This is a genomic window from Streptomyces sp. NPDC002845 (assembly GCF_053591955.1).
This window is the reverse complement of sequence record NZ_JBSFUU010000014.1, coordinates 100,527-123,745: the sequence shown is the minus strand read 5'-3', so window position 1 is coordinate 123,745 and position 23,219 is coordinate 100,527. Positions and strand designations below refer to the sequence as shown.

General features: G+C 71.2%; 19 protein-coding genes. 6 read left to right on the top strand and 13 right to left on the bottom strand.

What is annotated here, in order from left to right:
- Nucleotides 1-90: 90 nt before the first annotated feature.
- A complete protein-coding gene (locus tag ACWD3C_RS13115; RefSeq protein WP_451143151.1) occupies nucleotides 91-951 on the bottom strand; it encodes an alpha/beta fold hydrolase in 861 nt (286 codons plus the stop codon).
- 797 nt (nucleotides 952-1,748) lie between these two features.
- Nucleotides 1,749-2,441, bottom strand: a complete 693-nt coding sequence (locus ACWD3C_RS13110; protein ID WP_451143149.1) for a metal-dependent transcriptional regulator — start codon at nucleotides 2,439-2,441, stop codon at nucleotides 1,749-1,751.
- A 406-nt stretch (nucleotides 2,442-2,847) separates the two neighbouring features.
- On the opposite strand from ACWD3C_RS13110, the gene ACWD3C_RS13105 reads away from it, so the two are divergent.
- From ACWD3C_RS13105 to ACWD3C_RS13095, 3 genes are all read left to right on the top strand, one after another.
- A complete protein-coding gene (locus tag ACWD3C_RS13105) occupies nucleotides 2,848-3,600 on the top strand; it encodes an SIS domain-containing protein (RefSeq protein WP_451143147.1) in 753 nt (250 codons plus the stop codon).
- Nucleotides 3,601-3,869: 269 nt separating this feature from the next.
- Nucleotides 3,870-5,255: a PAS domain-containing protein gene (locus ACWD3C_RS13100; RefSeq protein WP_451143145.1), complete on the top strand. Its 1,386-nt coding sequence runs from the start codon at nucleotides 3,870-3,872 to the stop codon at nucleotides 5,253-5,255.
- A gap of 129 nt (nucleotides 5,256-5,384) precedes the next feature.
- The gene (locus tag ACWD3C_RS13095; protein ID WP_451143143.1) at nucleotides 5,385-6,050 is read left to right on the top strand and encodes a maltokinase N-terminal cap-like domain-containing protein; all 666 of its coding nucleotides are present in this window, start codon (nucleotides 5,385-5,387) and stop codon (nucleotides 6,048-6,050) included.
- A gap of 338 nt (nucleotides 6,051-6,388) precedes the next feature.
- Here the strand turns inward: ACWD3C_RS13095 and ACWD3C_RS13090 are convergent, their stop codons facing one another.
- Nucleotides 6,389-7,489, bottom strand: coding sequence for a citrate synthase 2 (locus tag ACWD3C_RS13090; protein WP_451143141.1), 1,101 nt, complete (start codon nucleotides 7,487-7,489; stop codon nucleotides 6,389-6,391).
- 283 nt (nucleotides 7,490-7,772) lie between these two features.
- Between ACWD3C_RS13090 and pdxH the strand changes: the two genes are divergently transcribed.
- Nucleotides 7,773-8,402 carry a pyridoxamine 5'-phosphate oxidase gene (gene pdxH / locus ACWD3C_RS13085; RefSeq protein WP_451143225.1) on the top strand — a complete coding sequence of 210 codons (630 nt, stop codon included), beginning with the start codon at nucleotides 7,773-7,775 and terminating at the stop codon, nucleotides 8,400-8,402.
- 70 nt (nucleotides 8,403-8,472) lie between these two features.
- Here pdxH and ACWD3C_RS13080 read toward each other — a convergent pair whose 3' ends face one another.
- The 8 genes from ACWD3C_RS13080 to ACWD3C_RS13045 all read right to left on the bottom strand — a co-directional run bounded on the left by ACWD3C_RS13080 (nucleotide 8,473) and on the right by ACWD3C_RS13045 (nucleotide 18,799).
- On the bottom strand, nucleotides 8,473-9,075 hold the full coding sequence (locus ACWD3C_RS13080) for a TetR/AcrR family transcriptional regulator (protein WP_451143139.1): 603 nt from the start codon (nucleotides 9,073-9,075) through the stop codon (nucleotides 8,473-8,475).
- A gap of 32 nt (nucleotides 9,076-9,107) precedes the next feature.
- Nucleotides 9,108-9,851 carry an enoyl-CoA hydratase family protein gene (locus tag ACWD3C_RS13075; protein ID WP_451143137.1) on the bottom strand — a complete coding sequence of 248 codons (744 nt, stop codon included), beginning with the start codon at nucleotides 9,849-9,851 and terminating at the stop codon, nucleotides 9,108-9,110.
- The gene (locus ACWD3C_RS13070) at nucleotides 9,848-11,416 is read right to left on the bottom strand and encodes a 4-coumarate--CoA ligase family protein (RefSeq protein WP_451143135.1); all 1,569 of its coding nucleotides are present in this window, start codon (nucleotides 11,414-11,416) and stop codon (nucleotides 9,848-9,850) included. Before ACWD3C_RS13070 ends, ACWD3C_RS13075 begins: the two co-directional genes overlap by 4 nt.
- A 70-nt stretch (nucleotides 11,417-11,486) precedes the next feature.
- Nucleotides 11,487-12,653: an acyl-CoA dehydrogenase family protein gene (locus tag ACWD3C_RS13065; protein ID WP_451143133.1), complete on the bottom strand. Its 1,167-nt coding sequence runs from the start codon at nucleotides 12,651-12,653 to the stop codon at nucleotides 11,487-11,489.
- 107 nt (nucleotides 12,654-12,760) lie between these two features.
- The gene (locus tag ACWD3C_RS13060) at nucleotides 12,761-14,617 is read right to left on the bottom strand and encodes an acetyl/propionyl/methylcrotonyl-CoA carboxylase subunit alpha (RefSeq protein WP_451143131.1); all 1,857 of its coding nucleotides are present in this window, start codon (nucleotides 14,615-14,617) and stop codon (nucleotides 12,761-12,763) included.
- A gap of 8 nt (nucleotides 14,618-14,625) precedes the next feature.
- Entirely contained in the window at nucleotides 14,626-16,233 is a 1,608-nt protein-coding gene (locus ACWD3C_RS13055; RefSeq protein ID WP_451143129.1) for an acyl-CoA carboxylase subunit beta, read from the bottom strand.
- Nucleotides 16,230-17,951: an acyclic terpene utilization AtuA family protein gene (locus ACWD3C_RS13050; RefSeq protein WP_451143127.1), complete on the bottom strand. Its 1,722-nt coding sequence runs from the start codon at nucleotides 17,949-17,951 to the stop codon at nucleotides 16,230-16,232. Before ACWD3C_RS13050 ends, ACWD3C_RS13055 begins: the two co-directional genes overlap by 4 nt.
- Nucleotides 17,948-18,799: a TIGR03084 family metal-binding protein gene (locus tag ACWD3C_RS13045; RefSeq protein ID WP_451143125.1), complete on the bottom strand. Its 852-nt coding sequence runs from the start codon at nucleotides 18,797-18,799 to the stop codon at nucleotides 17,948-17,950. The genes ACWD3C_RS13050 and ACWD3C_RS13045 overlap by 4 nt, the downstream gene beginning before the upstream one ends.
- A gap of 238 nt (nucleotides 18,800-19,037) precedes the next feature.
- On the opposite strand from ACWD3C_RS13045, the gene ACWD3C_RS13040 reads away from it, so the two are divergent.
- On the top strand, nucleotides 19,038-19,982 hold the full coding sequence (locus ACWD3C_RS13040; protein ID WP_451143123.1) for an EamA family transporter: 945 nt from the start codon (nucleotides 19,038-19,040) through the stop codon (nucleotides 19,980-19,982).
- A 234-nt stretch (nucleotides 19,983-20,216) separates the two neighbouring features.
- Here ACWD3C_RS13040 and ACWD3C_RS13035 read toward each other — a convergent pair whose 3' ends face one another.
- Nucleotides 20,217-20,846 (bottom strand): TetR/AcrR family transcriptional regulator, encoded by a 630-nt coding sequence (locus ACWD3C_RS13035; protein ID WP_451143122.1) that lies wholly within the window; start codon nucleotides 20,844-20,846, stop codon nucleotides 20,217-20,219.
- A gap of 108 nt (nucleotides 20,847-20,954) precedes the next feature.
- Between ACWD3C_RS13035 and ACWD3C_RS13030 the strand changes: the two genes are divergently transcribed.
- Nucleotides 20,955-22,013 carry an aldo/keto reductase gene (locus ACWD3C_RS13030; RefSeq protein ID WP_451143120.1) on the top strand — a complete coding sequence of 353 codons (1,059 nt, stop codon included), beginning with the start codon at nucleotides 20,955-20,957 and terminating at the stop codon, nucleotides 22,011-22,013.
- Between the two features lie 14 nt (nucleotides 22,014-22,027).
- Here ACWD3C_RS13030 and ACWD3C_RS13025 read toward each other — a convergent pair whose 3' ends face one another.
- Nucleotides 22,028-23,152 (bottom strand): lipid II:glycine glycyltransferase FemX, encoded by a 1,125-nt coding sequence (locus tag ACWD3C_RS13025; protein ID WP_451143118.1) that lies wholly within the window; start codon nucleotides 23,150-23,152, stop codon nucleotides 22,028-22,030.
- Nucleotides 23,153-23,219 lie beyond the last annotated feature (67 nt).

Sequence of the window (23,219 nt, the reverse complement as noted above, 5' to 3'; positions counted from 1 at the left end):
ACGCGGCATCCGCCGCGCGGGCACAGCTTAGAGCCTGGGTTTTGACGCAGGCTCTTACGGAGCCCCCGAGCAACACGTGCTCCGAACGGCTCAGCTCGGGAGCATCTCGTCCAGGAACGGTTCGATCGCGGCGCGCCACGCGTCGGGCTGGTCGTAGTGGATGAGGTGGCCGGCGTCGGCGATCTCGGCGTACTGGCCGCGAGGGAGGACGCGGACCATTTCCTGGGACTCGGCGCGGCCGAGTTCGCCGTCGAGGCCGCGGACGACGAGGGCGGGGCACTGGACCTGGGCGAGCTCTTCCCAGTGGGGGTCGTAGACCCAGGTCTGGCGGGACTTGAGCATCTGCTCGGGGTCGAAGACGGGGCGCCAGCCGTCCTCGCACTCGTGCATGACCTCGGCGTAGAACTCGCCGCGGGTGGGGTTGGGGCGCTCCACCCAGGGGTCGTCCTCGCCGAACCACTTGCGGACGTCGGCGAGGGTGGCGAAGGGGACGGGCCAGGCCTTGAACCAGTTCTCCCACTCCCGCTGGGAGGCGGCGCCGAGCGCGGAGGCCCGCATGTCGCAGATGACCAGGGCGCGAACCAGGTCGGGGCGCTTGGCGGCGAGCTGCCAGGCGGTCAGGGCGCCCATGGCGTGGCCGATGAGGACGGCCGGGCCGAGGCCGAGCTGTTCGAGGGCGGCCTCGGCGTCCTCGACGTAGGCCTCGCGGGTGTAGGCGGCCTCGGGCAGCTTGTCGCTCCGGCCGTGGCCGCGCTGGTCGAGGGCGACGGCGCGGTGCCGCTCGGAGAGCCAGCGGGCGGTCGGCGCCCAGTGCGAGGCACGGCCCATCAAGCCGTGCAGTAACAGCACCCCCGGCCGTGGCGCTCCCTCCCCGGTCTTGGGCGGGTCGCCGAACTCCCAGGCAGCAAGACGTACACCGCCCGCTCCGGTCACGTCGATGCGCCGCGCCATTGGCACCCCCCAGGCTCCGCTCGGACCGCTCGTTCCCGCCTTTCGCTTCCGCTCGGGGCCGGCCGGTCCACTCGTCGTACCGCTGTCCTAGCTGCTGCTCCTGCTGGTTGTTGCTCCTGCTGGTCGTTGCTGCGCGCACGTCCTGTCACGGTGAGCGCTGATTGTTTCAGCGTGCGTCCGGTCCGTTCCGTCACGTACGGGGTCACAGGCCGCTCCGGGGAACGGTTGTACGGACGCCCGCACACACAAGCCCTACGCTATCGAACACGCATTCGGAAATGCTCTTTCTGGCGGCAACACCCCTCCTTCGAGTGACCTCCCCCAAGGATTGCCCGCCGCCACCGAGGGGAGATCTTCAGCGGGAGGCGGACCGATCGGGGAAACCGGTCCGAGGGGGATGACCCTGGGAGCTCGGGGCTCCGGGTCAACACAGGGGAGGACAGGCCCCGGCGCCCTAGGGCGCCGGGGCCCTCCACAACTCCGCGGCACATCCGCCCGCCCCCTCCCCGGCCGCCGTGACATCGCTGTCCGGTGCGGCCAAGAGCCCTCAGGTCATATGCCTCATGCGCAAGCCTCGCATGCGAACGGCCCGAGCGCTGCGATTCAGACCACTGAATCTTGGGTTTCGGTGTACGGAATCCCGGATTCGGGGCCGACGCGGCGACGCCTCAACTGTCCCTTGAAGCCCGGGAGTTGACGACCTCGGGGCGTCGACCAGGCGTAGGGCGAGTCTGGCCGCCCGGCCGTCCGGCCCTGCGGAAGGCCGGGGTCCGGGAAGCCCAGGACGCCAGGGCCCCTCAGCGCTTCGCCACGAACACGTGGGACGCGATGTCCGCCTCCAGCTCCGCCGCCTCGCCGCCGCTGCCGACGAGCACACCGCCCGCCGCCTCGGTCACGCTCACCACGGAACCGGGCTGTACGCCCGCCCGCCGCAGCGTGTACATCAGCTGGGCGTCCGTCTGGATGGGCTCGCCGATGCGCCGTACGACGACGGTCTTGCCGTCCGTGCCCGGGTCGAGGTCCGCCAGCGACACCATTCCCTCGTCCAGGAACGGGTCGACCTCGGCCTTCTCGCCCAGCTCCTCCAGACCCGGGATCGGGTTGCCGTACGGCGACTCCGTGGGGTGGCGGAGCAGTTCGAGCACGCGGCGCTCCACGGCCTCGCTCATCACGTGCTCCCAGCGGCAGGCCTCGGCGTGCACCTGCTCCCACTCCAGACCGATCACGTCGACGAGCAGACACTCGGCGAGCCGGTGCTTGCGCATCACGCGCGTGGCAAGACGGCGGCCCTCGTCGGTCAGCTCCAGATGACGGTCGGAGGCGACGGACAGCAGCCCGTCACGCTCCATGCGCGCCACCGTCTGACTGACGGTCGGGCCGCTCTGGTCGAGCCGCTCGGCGATCCGGGCGCGCATCGGGACCACACCTTCCTCTTCCAGTTCGAGGATGGTGCGGAGATACATCTCCGTCGTATCGATCAGTCCGGACATACGTGCCCCTCGATGAGAATTGCCGGAGGCTCCAACGGCTCACCGGCTCGTGCGCTGGCCCTGACATCAATTCTGCCGCACCCCACCGACAACCGTGCCGCGCCGTTGGAACCAAGGCGTTACGACTTCGGACTCCTGCGGAGCAGGGCCGGATGCGGTGTTTTGCCCCCAGGGCAAAACACCGTCCACCTGATCGGGTAAGCTGCACGCTGTGCGTCGCGAGAACCAAGCGCGTACACCGTGCTGATCGAGAGCCAAGACAGCACATGCACCTCCAAGCTTTGCCGTATCAAACCGGGCTGGTTTCAACCCGGCTGGTGTTGATCGTGGAAGACCTGTTGGGTCGCTCACCCGCAGGCAGCGTGAGCCAGGAATCCCTCTGCTTCAACTGGGGGAGGATTCAAGGATGAGTGACAGCACGCTGGCCGAGCAGTACTTCGACGCCGCGATCGGCCTGCTGCGGCGGGTGCGCGAGGAGGAGGCGGAGACCGTCGCGGCGGCCGGCACGCTGATCGCGGACACCGTCGCCGACAGCGGCCGCCTCTTCGCCTTCGGCGCCGGCCACTCCTCCCTCGCCGCCCAGGACATCGTCTACCGCGCGGGCGGCCTGGCCCTCATGAACCTCCTCGCCGTCCCGGGTCTCGTCGGCGTGGACGTCGTGCCCGCCACGCTGGGCTCCGCCCTGGAACGGGTCGACGGCCTGGCGAGCGCCGTCCTCGACACCGGCCCGCTCCGCTCCGGGGACCTCCTGGTGATCATCTCCCTCTCCGGCCGCAACGCCCTGCCCGTGGAAATGGCGACGAAGGCCCGCGCCCTGGGCGTCAGGGTCATCGGCGTCACGTCGGTGTCGTACGCCTCGGAGACGACGTCCCGTCACGCCTCGGGCACCTTCCTCAAGGACCACTGCGACCTCGTCCTCGACTCCAAGATCGCCCCCGGCGACGCCGAACTCACCGCCGACACCATCTCCGCCCCCTTCGCCCCCGCCTCCACGGTCGTGGCGTCGGCCCTCCTCCAGGCCGTCATGGCCACGGCGGCGGGCACCCTCGCCGACCGCGGCATCGAGCCCCCGCTCCTGCGGTCGGGGAACGTGGACGGGGGGCACGAGTGGAACGCGCGGGTGGTGCGGGAGTACGGGGAGCGGATCTTCTGGAACTGAGGCCTGCCCCCGCGTCCGGCCCCGGTGTCCGGGGCGGGTGTCCGGGGCGGGTGTCCGGGGCGGGTGTCCGGGGCAGGGGTCCAGGGCAGGGGTCCAGGGCGGGTGTCCGGGGCGGGGATCGCGGGAAGAGTGGGGTGGAAATTCGGTGTACAACGATTTCCCTCAATCTTGTGGGAACCCGATGTGGGCTGGGTCACGTTCGAGTTGAATGATTGCAAGTGAGCGAACCGCCGCGCCGTACGTGCGGACGCAGCCTGCAGGGGGTCCAGGTGAGTGCTTCCCGCCGTAGTGGGACCACGGACGAACTGGGGCCGGACGAGCCCGAGCCGGACGGCTCGGATCTGCTCGCCGCGCTGCTGGACGGGATGGACGCGGCCCTGTGCGCCTTCGACGCCGACGGGGTCGTCACCCACTGGAACCGCGAGGCCGAGCGGATCCTCGGGTGGACGGCGGAGGAGGCCGTGGGACGGCGCGGGTTCGCCGGGTGGGCCGTACGGACCGCGGACGCCGAGGAGGTCGAGTCGCGGCTGATGGCGGCGATGCACGCGCCCGGCAGGCAGGTGCACGAGTTCGCGCTGCTGACGAAGGACGGGGGGCGGGTGCTCGTACGGACCCAGTCCGCCGCCGTACGCGGGCCGGACGGGAAGCCCGCCGGGGTGTACTGCGCCTTCAGCGAGGTGCACGCCCAGATCGACCTGGAGCGGTCCATCGCGCTGAGCGAGGCCCTGTTCGAGGACGCCGGCTGGGGTGTCGTACTCGTCGACGTCGACCTGCGGCCCGCCGTCGTCAACCCGTACGCGGCCCGGGCGCTGGGCGTCGGCCGTACGGCCGCCCTCGGGCGCCCGCTCGGCGAGCTGCTCACCCAGGGCGTCGAGGAACTGGAGAACGCCCTCACCCACGTACTCGCCGAGGGCGCCCCGCCCGCGCCCGCCGAGATCTGGGTCGGCGTACGCACACCCGAGGGCGAGAAACGGCGCTGCTGGCGCAGCGGCTTCCTCCGCCTCGCCTCACCCCTGACCGAGGAGCCCGTGCCGCTCGGTGTCGGCTGGCTCTTCCAGGACATGACCGAGGCCCGGCAGAGCGAGCAGGAGGCCGCCCTCCTGCGCTTCCGCACCAACCAGCTTCACCGCGCCGCCCGCGCCGCCGCCGAGTGCGAGGACCCCGGCGAGGCCGCCACCGTCCACCTCGACTTCGCCCTCGCCGGCTTCGCCGACCACGCCCTCATCGACCGCGTCGCCGGCGGCGCGGCGGCACACGGCCGCGAGGAGCCCGTACGGCTCGTCCGCGCCGCCGCCACCCCCTCCGGCTCCCCCGGCCCCAGCCACCTCGCCGGGCACGCGGGAATCCCGGTCCGCTACCCCGACGGCCACCCCGCCCTCCAGTGCGTCGAACGCATCGGCTCGGTACGCGCCGGCGCCGGCACCGCCGACCCGGAGGCCGCCCGCGAATGGGCCCGGGCCCGGCAGTGGCCCGCCGACTCCGTCCACGTCCTGTGCGCCGTCCTGCGCAGCCGGGGGCGCACGCTCGGCGTCGTCACGTTCCTGCGCGGGGCGGGGCGGAGCCAGTTCGAGCGGGCCGATGCCGTGTACGCGGAGGATGTGGCGGTACGGATCGCCGCCGCGCTGGATCTGGAGGCGTTGAGTCCAAGGGAGTGAGCCACTCTCTCCGTGAGCCCCCACGGCCCTCCCGGCCCTCTCGGCCCTCCCGGCGCTCCCGGCGCTCCCGGCGCTCCCGAGAAGTGGAGGGCTCGCATCCGCTCGGCGGCCCGGACGACAATCCCGACCATGGCCCTCATCCACCACACCACCCTCAAGCCCACCAAGGTCGAACTCCTCACCTCCTGGCTCCCCACCCGCCCGTGGTACGTCGGCGGCCCCGCCGAACCGGAGCTGACCAAGGCCGGCGGCTTCCGGCTCGACGACCCCGCGGGCGAGGTCGGCATCGAGTTCATGGTGGCCACCGACACCTCCGGCCCCGCCCCGGTCCACTACCTGGCCCCCCTCACCTACCGCGGCGCCCCCCTCGACGGCGCCGACCACGCCCTCATCGGCACCATGGAACACGGCGTACTGGGCCAACGCTGGGCCTACGACGGCTGCCACGACCCGGTGCTGATCACCCAGCTCCTCGCCCTGTTCGAGGGCCGCGCCGAAGCCCAGGCCCAGAGCCTCACCGACACCCCGGACCACGAGGTCACCCACTCCTACAAGGGCCCCGCCCTCCCCGACCTCCCCACCACCGCCGCCGCCGAGGACGACGAAAACGGCACCGAACTGTCCGTCCAGCCCGCCACCGCCCTACGCCTGAACCGAGTCCTGCACCCCGCCCCGGACGGCCCGATCGACCTCCCGGAAGGCGCAACGGGCCAGGTCATCGGCCACTGGACCCTGCCGGACAGCACCAGCGCCCACGCACCGTTCGCCGTACTGCACACGGGCCCCCGGCTCTGAGGAGCAGCGAGCAGCCGGCAGCAACGCCGCGAACCGGCCGAGAATCCTCTCGGAAAATCGCTTGAGCACCTCCCGACCGCTTCCTAAGGTGGGGCGCACGCCGAAAGGAGGTGATCGGGTACATGTATGAAACCCGGACGCGCGAGGTGGCTGCGGGCTAACGGCCTGTCACCACACCGAGTGCGGTGCCGGACCAGCACGTGAGCTGAGCGTGCAGCCGGCCCAATCCAATGCAGTCACCCGACCCGCGGGCTCGCCGGTACGTCCGGCCGGCTCCCGGCCGTCAGGCCGGGGACCAGAGCCCGCGGGTCGTCTGCGTTCGCGGCGCTCTTGTGTCGTCAGCGGGCGATGTCCTCGTAGCCTTCGATCGCGCGGGGGTTGCGGGTGCCGGGGCCGACGTAGCGGGCGGAGGGGCGGACGAGGCGGCCGGTGCGCTTCTGTTCGAGGATGTGGGCGGACCAGCCGGCCGTGCGGGCGCAGGTGAACATGGACGTGAACATGTGGGCCGGGACCTCGGCGAAGTCGAGGACGATGGCTGCCCAGAACTCGACGTTGGTGGCGAGGACGCGGTCGGGGCGGCGGGCGTGGAGTTCCGCGAGGGCGGCCTTCTCCAGGGCCTCGGCGACCTCGAAGCGGGGGGCGCCCAGATCGCGGGCGGTGCGGCGCAGGACACGGGCCCGGGGGTCCTCGGCGCGGTAGACGCGGTGGCCGAAGCCCATGAGGCGTTCGCCCTTGTCCAGGGCCTGTCGTACGTACGCCTCGGCGTCGCCCGTGCGCTCGATCTCCTCGATCATGCCGAGGACGCGGGAGGGGGCGCCGCCGTGCAGGGGGCCGCTCATCGCTCCTACGGCGCCCGAGAGTGCCGCCGCCACGTCCGCGCCCGTCGAGGCGATGACCCTCGCCGTGAACGTGGACGCGTTCATGCCGTGCTCGGCCGCAGAGGTCCAGTAGGCGTCCACCGCCGCCACGTGCTTGGGGTCGGGCTCGCCGCGCCAGCGGATCATGAAGCGTTCGACGACGGACTGGGCCTTGTCGATCTCGCGCTGGGGAACCATGGGCAGGCCCTGGCCACGGGCGGACTGGGCGACGTACGACAGGGCCATGACGGCGCCTCGGGCCAGGTCCTCGCGGGCCTGCTGCTCGTCGATGTCCAGGAGGGGTTTCAGGCCCCACACCGGCGCCAGCATGGCCAGCGCGGACTGGACGTCGACGCGGATGTCGCCGGAGTGGACCGGGATCGGGAACGGTTCGGCGGGCGGCAGGCCGGGGTTGAAGGCGCCGTCGACGAGCAGCCCCCAGACGTTGCCGAAGGAGACATGGCCGACCAGATCCTCGATGTCGACGCCTCGGTACCGGAGTGCGCCGCCCTCCTTGTCCGGTTCGGCGATCTCCGTCTCGAACGCGACGACTCCTTCGAGCCCGGGTACGAAGTCGGACATCAGGCGGCTCCTCGTGATGTGTGCGACAGGGGGTACGGGGTGGGGGCCGGGGGTGGTGTGCGGTCGTCCCGCATCCCGGTGGTGCCCCGGTGATGCCCCGTGCGGTTGGTGGTCACCCAACCGCGCACCCGATGTGGTTCCAGCACGATATCCCTGAGTGCCAGGTTTGGGGAGGGTGTGCGGCACTCAGTGCCATAACTCTTGGGTGCCGCCTTCGATACGGCAAGATGACCGTGTGGACGATCACGATCACCCTCTCGCCCCCGGTCCCGATCCCGCCGCGATGCGCAAGCACTACCGGGCCGAAGGGCTCGACGAGAGCGAGCTGGCCGAGCACCCCATGGAGCAGTTCGCGCGCTGGTTCCGGCAGGCGGCGGCCGAGGGCGCGGTGTTCGAGCCCAACGCCATGGTCGTCTCCACGGCGGACGCCGAGGGCCGCCCCAGCTCCCGTACGGTCCTGATGAAGGCGTACGACGAACAGGGCTTCGTCTTCTACACGAACTACGGCTCCCGCAAGGCCCTCGACCTCGCGCAGAATCCGTACGTCTCGCTGGTCTTCCCCTGGCACGCCATCGCCCGCCAGGTGATCGTTACGGGCACCGCCCGGCGCACCGGACGGGACGAGACGGCGGCGTACTTCCGCACCCGCCCGCACGGCTCCCAGCTGGGCGCCTGGGCGAGCGAGCAGTCGGTGGTGATCTACTCGCGCGCCGAACTCGACGCGTCGTACGAGGAGTTGCACACCCGCTACCCGGAGGGCGAGCAGGTGCCGGTGCCGCCGAACTGGGGCGGGTTCCGGATCGCGCCGGACACGGTGGAGTTCTGGCAGGGGCGGGCGAACCGGCTGCACGACCGGCTGCGGTACGTCGAGGAGCCGGACGGGTCGTGGCGGGTGGAGCGGTTGAGTCCCTGAAGGCCCGCACAGAGGTCGGCCGTACGAGTCCTACGGGGCCTGCGGTCCACGGGTCAGCCCAGTACGCGTCTCAGCCCAGTACGTCGTCCAGCAGTGCCGCCCACTGCGCCACCACCCCGTCGCGGCGCGCCCCGTCGTCCGTGAGGAGGTTGGCGAGGCCCAGGCCGCGGGCCATGTCCAGCAGGCCCTGGACGGTTTCGCGGACGCCGGGGACGGACTCGTCGGCGCCGAGGAGGTCGACGGCGATGTGGTGGGTCTCGCGGCCGACGCGGGCCTCCAGTTCGGTGACCCGGGGGCGGAGCTGGTCCTCGTTGGAGGCGGCGACCCAGAGGTGGAGGGCGGCGCGGAAGAGGGGGCCGGTGTAGAGGTCGACGAGGGCGGCGACCACGGCCCCGCGGTCGGCGGGGCCCTCGGGGAAGAGGGCGCGCAGGGCGATGGAGCGCTCTTCGGCGACGTACTCGACCGCCGCGGTGAACAGGTCCTCGCGGGTCGGGAAGTGGTGCTGGGCGGCGCCCCGGGAGACGCCGGCGCGTTCGGCGACGACGGAGACCGTGGAGCCGGCCCAGCCGTGTTCGGCCAGGCAGGCCACGGCGGCCTCCAGGAGCCGTTGCCGGGTGGCGCGGCTACGGTCCTGCTTGGGCACACGCTCGACGGCGGTGTTCACGGAACTCATGGAGTTCGTGGAACTCACGGAACTCACAGCACTCACCGCACCCATTCGGGATCCCGTCTGTCGAGGAAGGCCGTCATCCCCTCGCGGGCCTCGGCCGTGGCGAAGAGCCGCGACGTGAGGGCGGTCAGGGCAGCCGCGTCCTGGTCGAAGGATGCCAGCACCCTAGCCGTGAGCAGCCGTTTCGTCGCGGTCAGGGCCTGGGGGGAGGCCCTGCGCAGTCCATCGAGGACGGGTGCGAGCACCTCGTCGACGTCACGGCCGTCGCCGCCGGCCGCCGTCAGCAGACCGATGCGGGCCGCCTCCGCCGCGTCGAAGTGCTCGCCGGTGAGGCAGTAGCGGGCCAGGGCACGTGGGTCCATGCGCGGCAGCAGGGGCAGCGAGATCACGGCGGGCGCGACCCCGATGCGTACCTCCGTGAAGGCGAAGGAGGCCTCGGGTCCGCCGATCGCGATGTCGCAGGCGCCCACCAGCCCCAGCCCGCCGGCCCGTACGTGTCCGGCCACGCGGGCCACCACCGGTCCGGGCAGTTCCACGATCTGCCGCAGCAGACCGACGAGCGTGTCCGCGTCCGGCGGATCGCGCAGGTCGGCGCCCGCGCAGAAGGTGTTCCCGGTGTGGGTGAGCACGACGGCACGTACGGCGTCTTCCTTGGCGCACGTCGTAAGGGCGTCTTTCAGCTCGCCGACGAGCGTGGCGGAAAGGGCGTTGCGGTTGGCCGGGGAGTCGAGCGTGAGGGTGGTGATGCCGCGCTCGTGGGCGGAGTGCACGACCGTCACGAGCGCTCCCTCAGCTCACGCCGGAGGATCTTCCCGGACGCGGCCCTCGGCACCCCGTCGATGAAGATGACGTGGCGGACGCGCTTGTAGGGGGCGACGCGTTCGGCGACGTACATCATGACCTCTCCTTCGGAGAGGTCCTTCGCGGCCGGCTGGCGTACCACGTACGCGTGCGGGACCTCGTTGTTGTCCTCGTTGTAGCGGCCGATCACGGCGGCATCGGCGATGCCCGGATGGGTCAGCAGGAGGGCTTCCAGTTCGGCGGGGGCGACCTGGAAGCCCTTGTACTTGATCAGCTCCTTGACCCGGTCGACGACGTACAGCCAGCCGTCCGCGTCCACGTAACCGACGTCCCCGGTGTGCAGCCAGCCGTCCTCGTCGATCATCGCGTCGGTGGCGTCGGGCTGCCCGAGGTAGCCCTTCATGACCTGCGGGCCGCGGATGGCGACCTCGCCCGCCTCGCCGACGGCGGCGACGTCCTTGGAGGGGTCGTCGAGGGAGAGGATGCGCATCTCCGTGCCGGCGATGAGCTTGCCGACCGTCCCGGGGGGTGCGTTTTCCGCTCCCCTGGGGACGACATGCGTGCCGGGCGAGAGTTCCGTCATGCCGTACGCCTGTCCGATCGGTGGCACTCCGAGGCGGCGGGAGCAGGCGGTGGCGAGCGCCGCGTCGAGGGGTGCGGCGGCGGAGACGATGAACTTCAGGGAGGAGAGGTCGTAGTTGGCCACCGCCGGGTGCTTGGCGAGGGCGAGGACGATCGGCGGGGCCACGTACAGGCCGTCGATGCGGTGCTTCTCGATGGCCGCGAGGAAGGTGTCGAGGTCGAAGCGGGGCAGGACGACGACGGTGGCGCCCTGCCTGAGGGGCGCGTTCATGAGGGCCGTCAGCCCGTAAATGTGGAAGAAGGGCAGCACGGCGAGGATGCGTTCGCCCTGGTGGATCGTCATGACGGGTTCGAGCTGCGAGAGGTTCGTGGCGATGGACCGGTGGGTGAGCATCACGCCCTTGGGGATGCCGGTCGTGCCGGAGGAGTACGGCAGCGCCGCGATGTCTTCGGCGGGGTCGATGTCGACCTGCGGCTCGGGGGCGGTGGTGGCGAGCATGTCGATGATCGACCGGTGTCCGGGGGCGCTGTCGCAGACGAAGATCTCCCGTACGCCGCCCACGCGTTCGGCGGCCTCGCGGGCCACCTCCAGCAGCGGCGACACGGTCACGATCCACCGGGCCTTCGAGTCACCGATCTGCTTGGCCAGCTCCTCGGGCGTGGCGAGCGGGTGCACGGTCGTGACGGAGGCACCCGCGCGCGTGGCGGCGTAGAAGACCGTCGGGAAGGCGATCGTGTTGGGGCTGTGCAGGGCGAGTACGTCGCCCTTGCGCACGCCCGCCTCGGCGAACGCGGCGGCCAGCCGACGGTGGAGCCGGTCGAGTTGTGCGTACGTGAGGGTCGTGCCGTCCACGCCGTCGATCAGCGCGGGCGTGTCGCCGAACTCGGCCGCCCGGCCCAGGACGGCCTCGTGGATGGGTAGTTCGACGGCCGGGACGTCTGCGTACTCGCTGCGGAACATGCTCGGTTCCTCCTCGCACGACGGTGTGCACGGCGGTGTGCATGGCGGTGTGCTGGGTACGGCTTGCGGATCAGTACGACTTGGGCAGGCCCAGGGTCTGGTGGGAGACGTAGTTGAGAATCATCTCCCGGCTCACCGGCGCGATACGAGACACGCGCGCGGCCGTGATGAGGGAGGCGAGGCCGAATTCGGCGGTGAGGCCGTTGCCGCCGAGGGTGTGCACGGCCTGGTCGACGGCCTTCACGCAGGCCTCTCCGGCCGCGTACTTGGCCATGTTGGCGGCCTCCCCGGCGGCGACGTCGTCCCCGGAGTCGTGCAGGAAGGCGGCCTTCTGCATCATCAGGCGGGCCAGTTCGAGTTCGATGTGGGACTGCGCCAGGGGGTGCGCGATCGCCTGGTGGGCGCCGATGGGTTCCCTCCAGACGGTGCGGTCACGGGCGTACTCGACGGCCTTGGCGAGCGCGTAACGGCCCATGCCGATCGCGAACGCGGCCGTCATGATCCGCTCGGGGTTGAGCCCGGCGAAGAGCTGGAGGAGGCCCGCGTTCTCGTCTCCGACGAGTGCGTCGGCGGGGAGGCGTACGTCGTCGAGGGTCAGCTCGAACTGCTTCTCCGCGCCGTGGAGTTCCATGTCAATGCGGCGGTATGCGAAGCCGTTGGCGTCCCTCGGGACTATGAACAGGCAGGGCTTGAGGCGGCCGGTGCGGGCGTCTTCCGTGCGGCCGACTATGAGGGTCGCTTCGGCGATGTCCACGCCGGAGATGAAGACCTTGCGGCCGGTGAGGAGCCAGTCGCCTCCGGCGGGGTCGCGGCGGGCGGTCGTGGTGATGCGGTGGGAGTTGGAGCCGGCGTCGGGTTCTGTGATGCCGAAGGCCATGGTGCGGGTGCCGTCGGCGAGGCCGGGGAGCCACTGTTGTTTCTGGGCTTCTGTTCCGAAGCGGGCGATCACTGTGCCGCAGATTGCCGGTGAGACGACCAGCATGAGGAGGGGGCAGCCTGCGGTGCCGAGTTCTTCCAGGACGATGGAGAGTTCGGCGATTCCGCCGCCGCCTCCGCCGTATGCCTCCGGCAGGTTGACGCCGAGGTAGCCGAGCTTGGCTGCCTCGGACCAGAGTTCGTCGGGGTGGCCGCCTTCTTGGACGACGGTGGTGAGGTATTCGCGGCCGTAGCGCTTGCCCAGGGCGGATACGGCGGCTCGGAGGTCCTTGTGTTCTTGGGATTCGATTACCGGGGACATGGGGCTCCTAAGGGGGAGAGGGCTTCTGCCGTCTGGAGGGTGCGGATTTGTTCGTGGCTGGTCGCGCCCACGCGGCGGAGCCGCATGATCGACACAGCCCCGCGCCCCTAGAGGGGCTCGACCACGGCCAGAAGGGTGCCCATATCCACCTGCTGGCCTGGAATGGCGTGGATGGCGCTGAGCGTGCCCGCGACGGGGGCCGAAATGCGGTGCTCCATCTTCATCGCCTCCAGCCAGATCAGGGGGTCTCCGGCCTGTACCGCCGCCCCCTCGGTCAGTCCCTCGGCGACCCGTACGACCGTGCCGGGCATCGGTGCCAGGAGGGAGCCGGGGGTGTGGTCGGCGGTGGGGGTGGGGAAGCGGGGGAGGGCGGTGAGGGAGGTGGTGTTGACGTAGATCTGGTCGCCGTAGCGGGTTACGTCGAACTTGCGTTGTACGCCGTCGGCTTCGAGGACGACTCGGGTGGGGGAGGTGTGTACGACGCGGGCGCCCGGGGCGGTGAGGCCGGCGCGGGTGTGGTGGTAGCTGACCTCGTGTTCCTCGCCTGCCATGGCGTAGCGCTTGATCTGGGGCTGGGAGGGCAGGTTGCGCCAGCCGCCGAAGCGGGAGCGGCCGTGGGCTTCGGCGAGGGCGGCGGCCAGGGGGGCGTACGGGTCGGGGGTGGGGGTGGTGAGGTCGGGGAGGTGGCGGTCGTAGAAGCCGGTGTCGATGCGGGCGTCGGTGAACTCGGGGTGGCGTAGCGACCGTACGAGCAGGTCGCGGTTGGTGGTGGGGCCGTGGATCGCGGTTCGTTCCAGGGCGGCCGCCAGTTTGCGGACGGCCTCGGCGCGTGTGGGGGCGTGGGCGATCAGCTTGGCGAGCATGGGGTCGTAGTGGATGCCGATGGGGTCGCCGTCGGTGTAGCCGGTGTCGAGGCGGACGCCGGGTGGGGCGGAGAGGTGGTGGAGGGTGCCTGTCTGCGGGGTCCAGTCACGGGTGGGGTCCTCGGCGTAGAGGCGGGCCTCGATGGCGTGGCCACGCGCGCGTGGGGGGTCGTTTTCGAGGGGTTCGCCTTCCGCGATCCGGAGCTGGAGAGCCACCAGGTCCACGTCGAACACCGCCTCCGTGACGGGGTGTTCGACCTGGAGGCGGGTGTTCATCTCCAGGAAGTGGGCCTGGTCGTCCGCGATGAGGAACTCGACCGTACCGGCGCCGACGTAGGAGACCGCGCGGGCGACGCGTACGGCCATCGCGTACAGGGAGTCGGTCAGTTCGGGAGTCAGACCCGGTGCCGGGGCCTCCTCGATGACCTTCTGGTGGCGGCGTTGGAGGGAGCAGTCGCGCGTGCCGAGGGGCCACACCGTGCCGTGCGTGTCGGCGAGGATCTGCACCTCGACGTGCCGGCCGGCCGCGTCACCCTCGAAGTATGGCTCGACGAAGACCTCGCCGTCGCCGAAAGCGCTCAGGGCCTCGGCGCGGGCGGCCTCCAGCTCACCGTCCAGCTCCCCCAGGTCCCGTACCACCCGCATGCCGCGCCCGCCGCCGCCCGCCGCCGCCTTGACCAGCACGGGCAGGTCGGCCTCGGTGACCGTCGCGGTGTCCAGGGGCTCGATCCCCATCAGCTTCTTCGCACGCGTCTTCGACGCCATCGCCTCGATCGCGTCCGGCGGCGGCCCGATCCAGACGAGGCCCGTGTCGAGGACGGCGCGCGCGAAGCCGGCGTTCTCGGAGAGGAAGCCGTAGCCGGGGTGGATCGCGTCCGCCCCTGCGCTCAGGGCGGCCTTGACGATCAGGTCGCCGCGCAGATACGTCTCCGAGGGCGCCGCCCCCGGCAACCGTACCGCCGCGTCGGCCACGCGCGCGTGGAGGGCGTTTTCGTCGGCGTCCGAGTGCACGGCGACCGTCCGGATTCCCAACTCACCGCACGTGCGGAAGATCCGGCAGGCGATCTCGCCCCGGTTGGCGACAAGGAGTGTCGAAATCACTGTTCGCCTCACATCCGGAAGACGCCGAAGCCACCGCGCGCGCCCTCGTACGGCGTCGTGTGGATCGCGGACAGGCACAGGCCGAGGACGGTGCGGGTGTCGCGCGGGTCGATGACCCCGTCGTCGTACAGCCGCCCGGACAGGAACATCGGCAGGGACTCGGACTCGATCTGCTGCTCCACCATGGCCCGCAGCGCGGCATCGCCCTCCGCTGCTCTTTCGTCGTATGGCTGCCCCTTCGCCGCCGCCGACTGCCGGGCGACGATGGACAGGACCCCGGCGAGCTGCTGCGGGCCCATGACGGCCGACTTGGCGCTGGGCCAGGCGAAGAGGAAGCGGGGGTCGTAGGCGCGCCCGCACATGCCGTAGTGCCCGGCGCCGTACGAGGCTCCCATGAGCACGGACACGTGGGGCACCCGGCTGTTGGACACCGCGTTGATCATCATCGCGCCGTGCTTGATGATGCCGCCCTGTTCGTACTCCTTGCCGACCATGTAGCCGGTGGTGTTGTGGAGGAAGAGGAGGGGGATGTCGCGCTGGTTGGCGAGTTGGATGAACTGAGCGGCCTTCTGCGACTCCTCGCTGAACAGCACCCCTTGGGCGTTGGCGAGGATGCCGACGGGATAACCGTGCAGAGTGGCCCAGCCCGTCGCGAGGCTCGTCCCGTACAGGGGCTTGAACTCGTCGAAGTCCGAGGCGTCGACGACGCGGGCGATGACCTCGCGGGGGTCGAAGGGCGTGCGCAGGTCTCCCGGCACGATGCCGAGCAGCTCGTCCTCGTCGTACTTCGGCGGTGCCGCCGGGCCCGGATCGCCGTACGCCTTGCGGTGGTTGAGGCGGGCGACGACGCGGCGCGCCTGGCGGAGGGCGTCCGGTTCGTCGACGGCGAAGTGGTCCGCGAGACCCGACACACGCGCGTGCATCTCGGCGCCGCCGAGCGACTCGTCGTCGCTCTCCTCCCCGGTGGCCATCTTCACGAGGGGCGGCCCGCCGAGGAAGACCTTCGCCCGCTCCTTGACCATGATCACGTGGTCGGACATGCCGGGGATGTACGCGCCACCGGCCGTCGAGTTCCCGAAGACGACCGCCACCGTCGGGATGCCCGCCGCCGACAGCCGGGTGAGGTCGCGGAAGATGGCCCCACCCGGGATGAAGATCTCCTTCTGGGACGGCAGGTCGGCCCCGCCCGACTCGACGAGGCTGATGCAGGGCAGCCGGTTGGCGAGTGCGATGTCGTTCGCCCGCAGGGCCTTCTTCAGGCTCCAGGGGTTGCTGGCACCGCCGCGTACGGTCGGGTCGTTCGCGGTGATCAGGCATTCCACGCCGTCGACGACCCCGATGCCGGTGACGAGCGAGGCTCCCACGGTGTAGTCGCTGCCCCAGGCGGCCAGCGGGGACAGCTCCAGGAAGGGCGTGTCGGGGTCGAGGAGCAGTTCGACGCGTTCGCGGGCGAGCAGCTTGCCGCGTTTCCGGTGTCTCGCCATGTACTTCTCGCCGCCGCCCGCGAGGGCCTTCGCGTGCTCGGCGTCCAGTTCGGCGAGCTTGGCGAGCATGGCTTCGCGGTGGGCGGTGTAGTCGGAGGCGGTCGGGTCGAGGGCGGAGGTCAGGACGGTCACGGGGTGGCCTCCGGGGAGCGGGAGTGGGGGCGGGCAGTCAGCAGGGTCTCCGGTATGTCCAGGTGGCGGGAGCGCAGCCATTCGCCGAGGGCTTTGGCCTGGGGGTCGAAGCGGGCCTGCGAGGCGACGCCCTCGCCGAGGATGCCCTCGACGACGAAGTTGAGGGCGCGCAGGTTCGGCAGGAGGTGGCGTACGACGGTCAAGTCGGCCGTCTCCGGGAGGAGTTCGCGGAAGCGGTCGACGGTGAGGGTGTGAGCGAGCCAGCGCCAGGCCTCGTCCGTGCGGGCCCAGACGCCGACGTTGGCATTGCCGCCCTTGTCTCCGCTGCGGGCGCCTGCGACGAGGCCGAGGGGGGCGCGTTTCCGGGGCCCGGGGGGCGGGGGCTCGGGGAGAGAGTGCTCCTCCAACGGGCCGAGTACGAGGGTGTCGTGGGCCGGAGTCACCGGGACTCGCCGGCCGTCGTGGAGGACGGCCGTGTGGCCGACGTCGCTCTGGGGGACGTACGCCTCTTCGAACACCCCGTAGGGGGCGCCCTTTCCCGGCGGTGCCGGCACATGGAAGCCGGGGTAACTGGCGAGGGCGAGTTCGACGGCGGCTCCGCTGAGGGCCCGGCCCACCGCGTTCTGGTCGGCGTCCCGGACGACGAGCCGGAGCAGGGCACTGGCCGTCTCCTCGGTGGGGGCGTCGGGGTGGTCGGTGCGGGCGAGTTCCCAACTGACGTGTGCCGGACGTGACTTGGCCAGGGCTTCTGTCATCTGCTGCCGTACGAGCGCGGCCTTGGCCTCGATGTCGAGGCCGGTGAGGACGAAGACGACCTCGTTGCGGTACCCGCCGAGGCGGCCCCGGCCGACCTTGAGGGTCGGGGGCGGGGCCTCTCCTCGTACGCCTTCAATGCGCACCCGGTCACGGCCGTCCTGACTGAGCCGGACCGTGTCCAGCCGGGCGGTGACGTCGGGACCCGCGTACCGGGCGCCGCCCGTCTCGTACAGCAGCTGCGCGGTGACCGTGCCGACGTCCACGACGCCGCCGGTGCCGTCGTGCTTGGTGATGACGGCGGTGCCGTCCTCGTGGAGTTCGGCGAGCGGGAAACCAGGGTGACGCAACCGCTCCGGCGGATGCTCGGCGAAGAAGGCGTAGTTGCCGCCGGTCGCCTGCGTCCCGCACTCCAGCACATGCCCGGCGACGACTGCGCCCGCGAGCCGGTCGTGGTCCGTCGGCGTCCAGCCGAAGTGGGCGGCGGCGGGCCCGGTGACCAGGGCCGCGTCGGTGACCCGCCCGGTGACCACGACATCGGCGCCCTCCCGCAGACAGGCCGCGATCCCGAAACCGCCGAGATAGGCGTGCGCGGCGAGGCTTCCCGGGTGCCGTGCGGTGAGGTCGTCGCCCTCGACGTGGGCGACGCGCACCGGTATGCCGAGCCGGTCCGCCAACTCCCGTACGGCGTCGGCGAGTCCGGCCGGGTTGAGGCCGCCCGCGTTGGTGACGATCCGTACGCCGCGGTCATGGGCCAGGCCGAGGCACTCCTCCAACTGGCGCAGGAAGGTGCGGGCGTAACCGGCGGAGGGGTCCTTGAGGCGGTCGCGGCCGAGGATGAGCATGGTCAACTCGGCGAGGTAGTCGCCGGTGAGGACGTCGAGGGGGCCGCCGGTGAGCATCTCGCGCAGGGCGTCGAAGCGGTCGCCGTAGAAGCCGGAGGCGTTGGCTATGCGGAGGGTCATTGGCGGGTTCCTGTGGCGCCCTTGGGCCTCTTGGTCTCTGTAGTTGCTTTGGCCTTTGTGGCTTTCTTGGGCTCGCGCCCGGCTCCGGGTGGTCCGGCGAAGGCCTGGGCGATGTCCAGCCAGCGGTCGGCGTCGGGGCCTTGGGCGCGTACGGCGAGGTCGGCGCGGTGGGCGCGCTGGGTGACCAGGAGGCAGAAGTCGAGGGCGGGGCCGGTGACCCGTTGCGGGGCGTCTTCGGGGCCGTAGGACCAGAGGGACCCGTCAGGTGCGGCCAGCTCGACGCGGAACTCCTCCCCGGGCGCCGGCAGCCCCCGTGCCCCGAAGGCGAAGTCCCGTGCCCGTACGCCGATCCGGACCACGTGCCGCAACCGGCCGGTCGCCCGGCGGGAGACCCCCAGCGCGTCGGCGACGTCCTCCCCGTGCGCCCAGGTTTCCATGATCCGCCCGGTGGCCATGGAGGCGGTGGACATCGGCGGCCCGAACCAGCCGAACCTCGCCCCTGGTGGCGCGGCCCGCAGCGCCTCCTGCAGGGCGGTCCGCCCTTCGCGCCACCGCGCCAGCAGCTCGGCGGGTGGCAGCGCGGCACCCTCCTCGGCCCCCTCGTCGACGAAGGTGTCCGGAGAGGCGAGGGCCTTCTGCACGTACGCCGTGAACGCCTCCGCGTCCGTGACGGCGAGCAGGGCGGCCCGGTCGGTCCAGGCGAGGTGGGCGATCTGGTGGGCGATGCTCCAGCGGAGCGCGGGCGTTGCCAGCGCCCAGCGATCCTCGCCCAACTCCCCTACGAGCCGGTCGAGTTCGTCGCTCTCCTCGCGCAGGTCGTCGAGCACGGGCGTCGTCGGATCGGACACGGGGCGCTCCCCTCGGGGCACGGCGGCATGCGGGGTGGTGCGTGTGAGGGAGCATGGCAGCGCCCGTAAAAACAAGCAAGCGTGCTTGCATTAATAGTCGACCGTCTTCCGCGGAGGGCCTCGCGGAGCAACGCCGTAAGCGCCAAAAGAGGTTCACACTCCTGACGCAGTCCATTACCCTGAACCCGAATGTCTACCTCAATGAACTAACCCCGCTCGCCCCCCTGGACGGCCCCTCGTGACACACCCCAGCACGGAGCAGACCTCGCCCGCGCCCGCCCCCGCTCCCGCGCTCGCCGCGCCGTCGTCCCTCCGCCCGGGCCGTCTCCGAAGCCGGGGTCCGCTCGGGCCGGTCGGGCTGGTGCTGGCCGGGGCGATCTCGGTGCAGTTCGGCGGGGCGCTGGCCGTGAGCCTGATACCGCGGGCCGGGGCGCTGGGGGTGGTGACCCTGCGGCTGCTGGTGGCCGCGGTCGTCCTGCTCGTCGTGTGCCGGCCCCGCGTCCGGGGCCACTCGCGCACGGACTGGGGCACGGTGATCGTCTTCGGCATCACCATGGCCGCCATGAACGGCCTCTTCTACCAGTCGGTCGCCCGCATCCCACTGGGCCCGGCGGTCACGCTGGAGGTGCTCGGCCCGCTCGCCCTCTCCGTCCTGGCCTCCCGGCGCGCGGTGAACGTGGTGTGGGCCGGCCTGGCGCTCGCCGGGGTGTTCCTGCTGGGCGGCGGGGGCTTCGGCGACCTGGACCCGGTCGGGGTGGCGTTCGCGCTGGGCGCGGGGGCCATGTGGGCGGCGTACATCGTCTTCAGCGCCCGCACGGGGCGCCGCTTCCCGCAGGCCGACGGGCTCGCCCTGGCCCTGGCGGTCGCGGCGGTACTGTCCCTGCCGCTGGGGCTCGTCGAGTCGGGGACGCGGCTGCTCGAACCGACCACGCTCGCACTGGGCGCCGCCGTGGCCGTACTGTCGTCAGTCCTCCCCTACACCCTGGAGCTCCTCGCCCTCCGCCGCCTGCCCGCCTCCACCTTCGCCGTCCTCATGAGCCTGGAGCCCGCCATCGCCGCGATCGCCGGCTTCCTCATCCTCAACCAGGCCCTCTCCCCCACCGAGTCCCTCGCCATCGCCCTGGTCATCGCGGCGAGCATGGGGGCGGTGCGGACGCAGGTGGGGCGGGGGAGGGCGGGGTAGCCGCGGGTCACTTCTCCCTCTCCGTCGGCTGACCAGGGTCTGTCCGGCGGATCAGGCTGGAGGAAAGCGACGCTGCCTTGTCAACGCGAGGGAAGCGGGGCGGACGAGCACGCCGATACGGGCTTGGACCACCGCCCAACTCGCCCCCGAGACCGGCGGAACCTGGCGCCACTACGCCCCCTCCCGGAGATCACGCACGGTGACCCGCATTCCGCGACGGATGCGGGAAGCCGGTCACACAGGCCCTCCTTCGCCCCGCAGGTACGCTCCCGCGCGCGCCGCAGCCGCGGCAGCCTCGGCGGCCCGGTCGGCGGCGGCTTCGTCGAGGCTCTCACCGCTGGTCAGCAGACGGTAATAGAGGGGGGCGGAGACAGCACGGATCACCTCGTGGACGTCGGTGCCCTCAGGCACCTCGCCCCGGTCGATGGCCTGCTGGACGGAGGGCGCCCACTCCTTGACGCGGATGTCGTAGAAGCGGTGCAGGGCCTCGGCCGTCTTCGCCTCGCAGGTGGCGGCCGCGATCACTGCCTTGAACAGCGCTCCGTGCCGCGGGTCGGCCAAGGTGCGCTGCACGAGCCGGGCGTTGGCCTTGAGATCACCGAGCAGCGAGCCGGTCTCGGTCCGTGGCAGTGACTGCTCGGCCATGTCCAGCAGCAGGTCGGCCACCAGGCTGGTCACCGTTCCCCAGCGGCGGTAGACGGTGGTCTTGCCCACGTCGGCACGGCGCGCGATGTCGGCGAGGTCCAGGCGGTCAAAGCCATGCTCCGCCAGAGCGTCCCCGGCCGCCTGCAGCACCGCAGCCCGCACCCGCGCCGTGCGCCCGCCGGGACGTACGGTCCCCGGATCCGCACCCTCAAACCCCATAACGGGACTCCAGTTTCATTAATCGCTTACCCCTGCTACGTTGAAGAACACGCTAACGGAACTACAGAACTGTTAGCCAGGCGAGGCAACAAGGATTAAGGAGCAGCCATGGAATACAGGCGGCTGGGCACATCCGGCCTCAAGGTCCCCGCACTGAGCTTCGGCGCCGGCACCTTCGGCGGCCAAGGACCGCTGTTCGGCGCCTGGGGCAACACCGATGCGCAGGAGGCGCGCCGCCTCGTGGACATCTGCCTCGACGCCGGGATCACGATGTTCGACACCGCCGACGTCTACTCCGGCGGCGCCTCCGAGGAGGTGCTGGGCGAAGCGATCAAAGGCCGCAGGGACCAGGTGATCGTGTCCACCAAGACCAGCCTGCCGATGGGCGACGGCCCAGGCGACGCGGGCTCCTCCCGTTCGCGCCTGATCACCGCATGCGAGGACGCCCTGCGCCGGCTCGGCACCGACTACATCGACCTGTTCCAGCTGCACGCCTTTGACGCCGGCACACCGATCGAGGAATCCCTGTCCACGCTCGACGACCTCGTACGGGCAGGAAAGGTCCGCTACGTCGGCATCTCCAACTTCTCCGGATGGCAGGCGATGAAGTCCCTCGCGATCGCGGAGAGGTACGGCCACCCGCGCCATGTCGCACATCAGGTCTACTACTCCCTCATCGGCCGCGACTACGAATGGGAGCTGATGCCCCTGGGGCTCGATCAGGGCCTCGGAGCCCTCGTCTGGAGCCCCCTCGGCTGGGGACGGCTCACCGGCAAAGTCCGCCGCGACCAGCCGCTGCCGACCCAGAGCCGACTGCACCGCACCGCGGACCACGGCCCGCCGGTCGAGGACGAACACCTCTACCGCGTGGTCGACGCCCTCGACGAGATCGCGCAGGAGACCGGCAGAGGAATTCCGCAGATCGCCATCAACTGGCTGCTGCAGCGGCCGACCGTCTCCTCCGTCATCATCGGCGCCCGCAACGAGGAGCAGCTCCGGCAGAACCTCGGCGCCGTCGGCTGGGCTCTCACACCCGACCAGATGGCGAAACTCGATGCGGCGAGCGCCAAGACGGCGCCCTACCCGTACTTCCCGTACCAACGCCAGGAAGGTTTCGCTCGCCTCAACCCACCGGTGGCCGACGTCGCGCCTCCGCCTGCCGCGTGACATCAGCGTCAGCGTCAGCGGCGCGACATGTACAGCTCCAGCGCCTTGTGCAGCAGCCGGTTGAGGGGGAAGTCCCACTCCCCCAGGTACTCCGCCGCCTGTCCGCCCGTGCCGACCTTGAAGCGCAGGAGACCGAGGAGGTGGTTGGAGTCCTCCAGGGTGTCCGTGATGCCGCGCAAGTCGTAGACGGCGGCGCCGAGTTCGTGAGCGTCGGTCATCATGCGCCACTGGATGGCGTTGTTGGGCTGGACCTCGCGTTTGCGGCTGGTGGAGGCGCCGTACGAGTACCAGACGTGCCCACCGACCGTCAGCATCGTGGCCGCCGAGAGGACCTCGCCCTCGTGGTGGGCGAGGTAGAGGCGCATACGGTCCGGGTCCTCGGCCGTCAGCGCGGTCCACATGCGCTGGAAGTACGGGAGGGGGCGGGGGATGAAGCGGTCGCGTTCCGCGGTCTCGGTGTAGAGGCCGTAGAAGGCCGGGAGGTCGTCGTAACCGCCCTGGACGACCTTCACACCCGCCTTGTCCGCCTTCTTGATGTTGCGGCGCCACTGCTGGTTGAGGCCGCGGTGAAGGTCCTCCAAGGAGCGGTCGGAGAAAGGGACTTGGAAGACATAGCGCGGCTGTCCGGCCGCGAAGCCGTCCTCGCCGCCCAGTTCCGTCCGCTCCCAGCCCATACGGCGGAGGCGGTCGGCCACGGCCTCCGCCCTGGGGTCGTGTTCCGTGGCCGGTGTGTCGCCGAGGCGCCGGGCCGTCGGGTCCGCGATCGCCGTCTTGACCGCGTCCGCGCTCCAGCGCCGTACGACCACGGGCGGGCCCATCTTCACGGAGAAGGCCCCGCGCGCCTTCAGATACGCCAGCATCGGCTGCAGCCAGCGGTCCGCCAGGTCGGGCGCATACCAGTCGATGACCGGGCCCTCGGGGAGGTACGCCAGGTAGCGCTTCAGCTTGGGCAACGGGCGCAGCAGGACCAGCCCCGCCCCGACCAGCCGACCGCCCTCCTCGAACCATCCCATGCTCTCCGCACGCCAGTCCGGCTTCACATCACCCCAGGACGGCACCTGCATGTGGCTGGCAGAGGGGCGGGTGCGGATGAAGGCCAGGTGGTCTTCGCTGGTGATCGGCTGGAGGCGGAGGGGCATGCCGGGCTCCTTGTAGCGCTGCGTACGGTCGGTTCGCCAGCGTAGGCAGTCAACCTGCGGACAACTG

Coding starts and splice junctions, on each gene's coding strand:
- ACWD3C_RS13035 (WP_451143122.1), bottom strand. CDS start 20,846: ATGGGGTTTGAGGGTGCGGATCCGGGGACCGTACGTCCCGGCGGGCGC.
- ACWD3C_RS13105 (WP_451143147.1), top strand. CDS start 2,848: ATGAGTGACAGCACGCTGGCCGAGCAGTACTTCGACGCCGCGATCGGC.
- ACWD3C_RS13050 (WP_451143127.1), bottom strand. CDS start 17,951: ATGACCCTCCGCATAGCCAACGCCTCCGGCTTCTACGGCGACCGCTTC.
- ACWD3C_RS13080 (WP_451143139.1), bottom strand. CDS start 9,075: ATGAGTTCCGTGAACACCGCCGTCGAGCGTGTGCCCAAGCAGGACCGT.
- ACWD3C_RS13065 (WP_451143133.1), bottom strand. CDS start 12,653: ATGTCCCCGGTAATCGAATCCCAAGAACACAAGGACCTCCGAGCCGCC.
- ACWD3C_RS13115 (WP_451143151.1), bottom strand. CDS start 951: ATGGCGCGGCGCATCGACGTGACCGGAGCGGGCGGTGTACGTCTTGCT.
- pdxH (WP_451143225.1), top strand. CDS start 7,773: ATGCGCAAGCACTACCGGGCCGAAGGGCTCGACGAGAGCGAGCTGGCC.
- ACWD3C_RS13030 (WP_451143120.1), top strand. CDS start 20,955: ATGGAATACAGGCGGCTGGGCACATCCGGCCTCAAGGTCCCCGCACTG.
- ACWD3C_RS13090 (WP_451143141.1), bottom strand. CDS start 7,489: ATGTCCGACTTCGTACCCGGGCTCGAAGGAGTCGTCGCGTTCGAGACG.
- ACWD3C_RS13110 (WP_451143149.1), bottom strand. CDS start 2,441: ATGTCCGGACTGATCGATACGACGGAGATGTATCTCCGCACCATCCTC.
- ACWD3C_RS13095 (WP_451143143.1), top strand. CDS start 5,385: ATGGCCCTCATCCACCACACCACCCTCAAGCCCACCAAGGTCGAACTC.
- ACWD3C_RS13070 (WP_451143135.1), bottom strand. CDS start 11,416: ATGTTCCGCAGCGAGTACGCAGACGTCCCGGCCGTCGAACTACCCATC.
- ACWD3C_RS13025 (WP_451143118.1), bottom strand. CDS start 23,152: ATGCCCCTCCGCCTCCAGCCGATCACCAGCGAAGACCACCTGGCCTTC.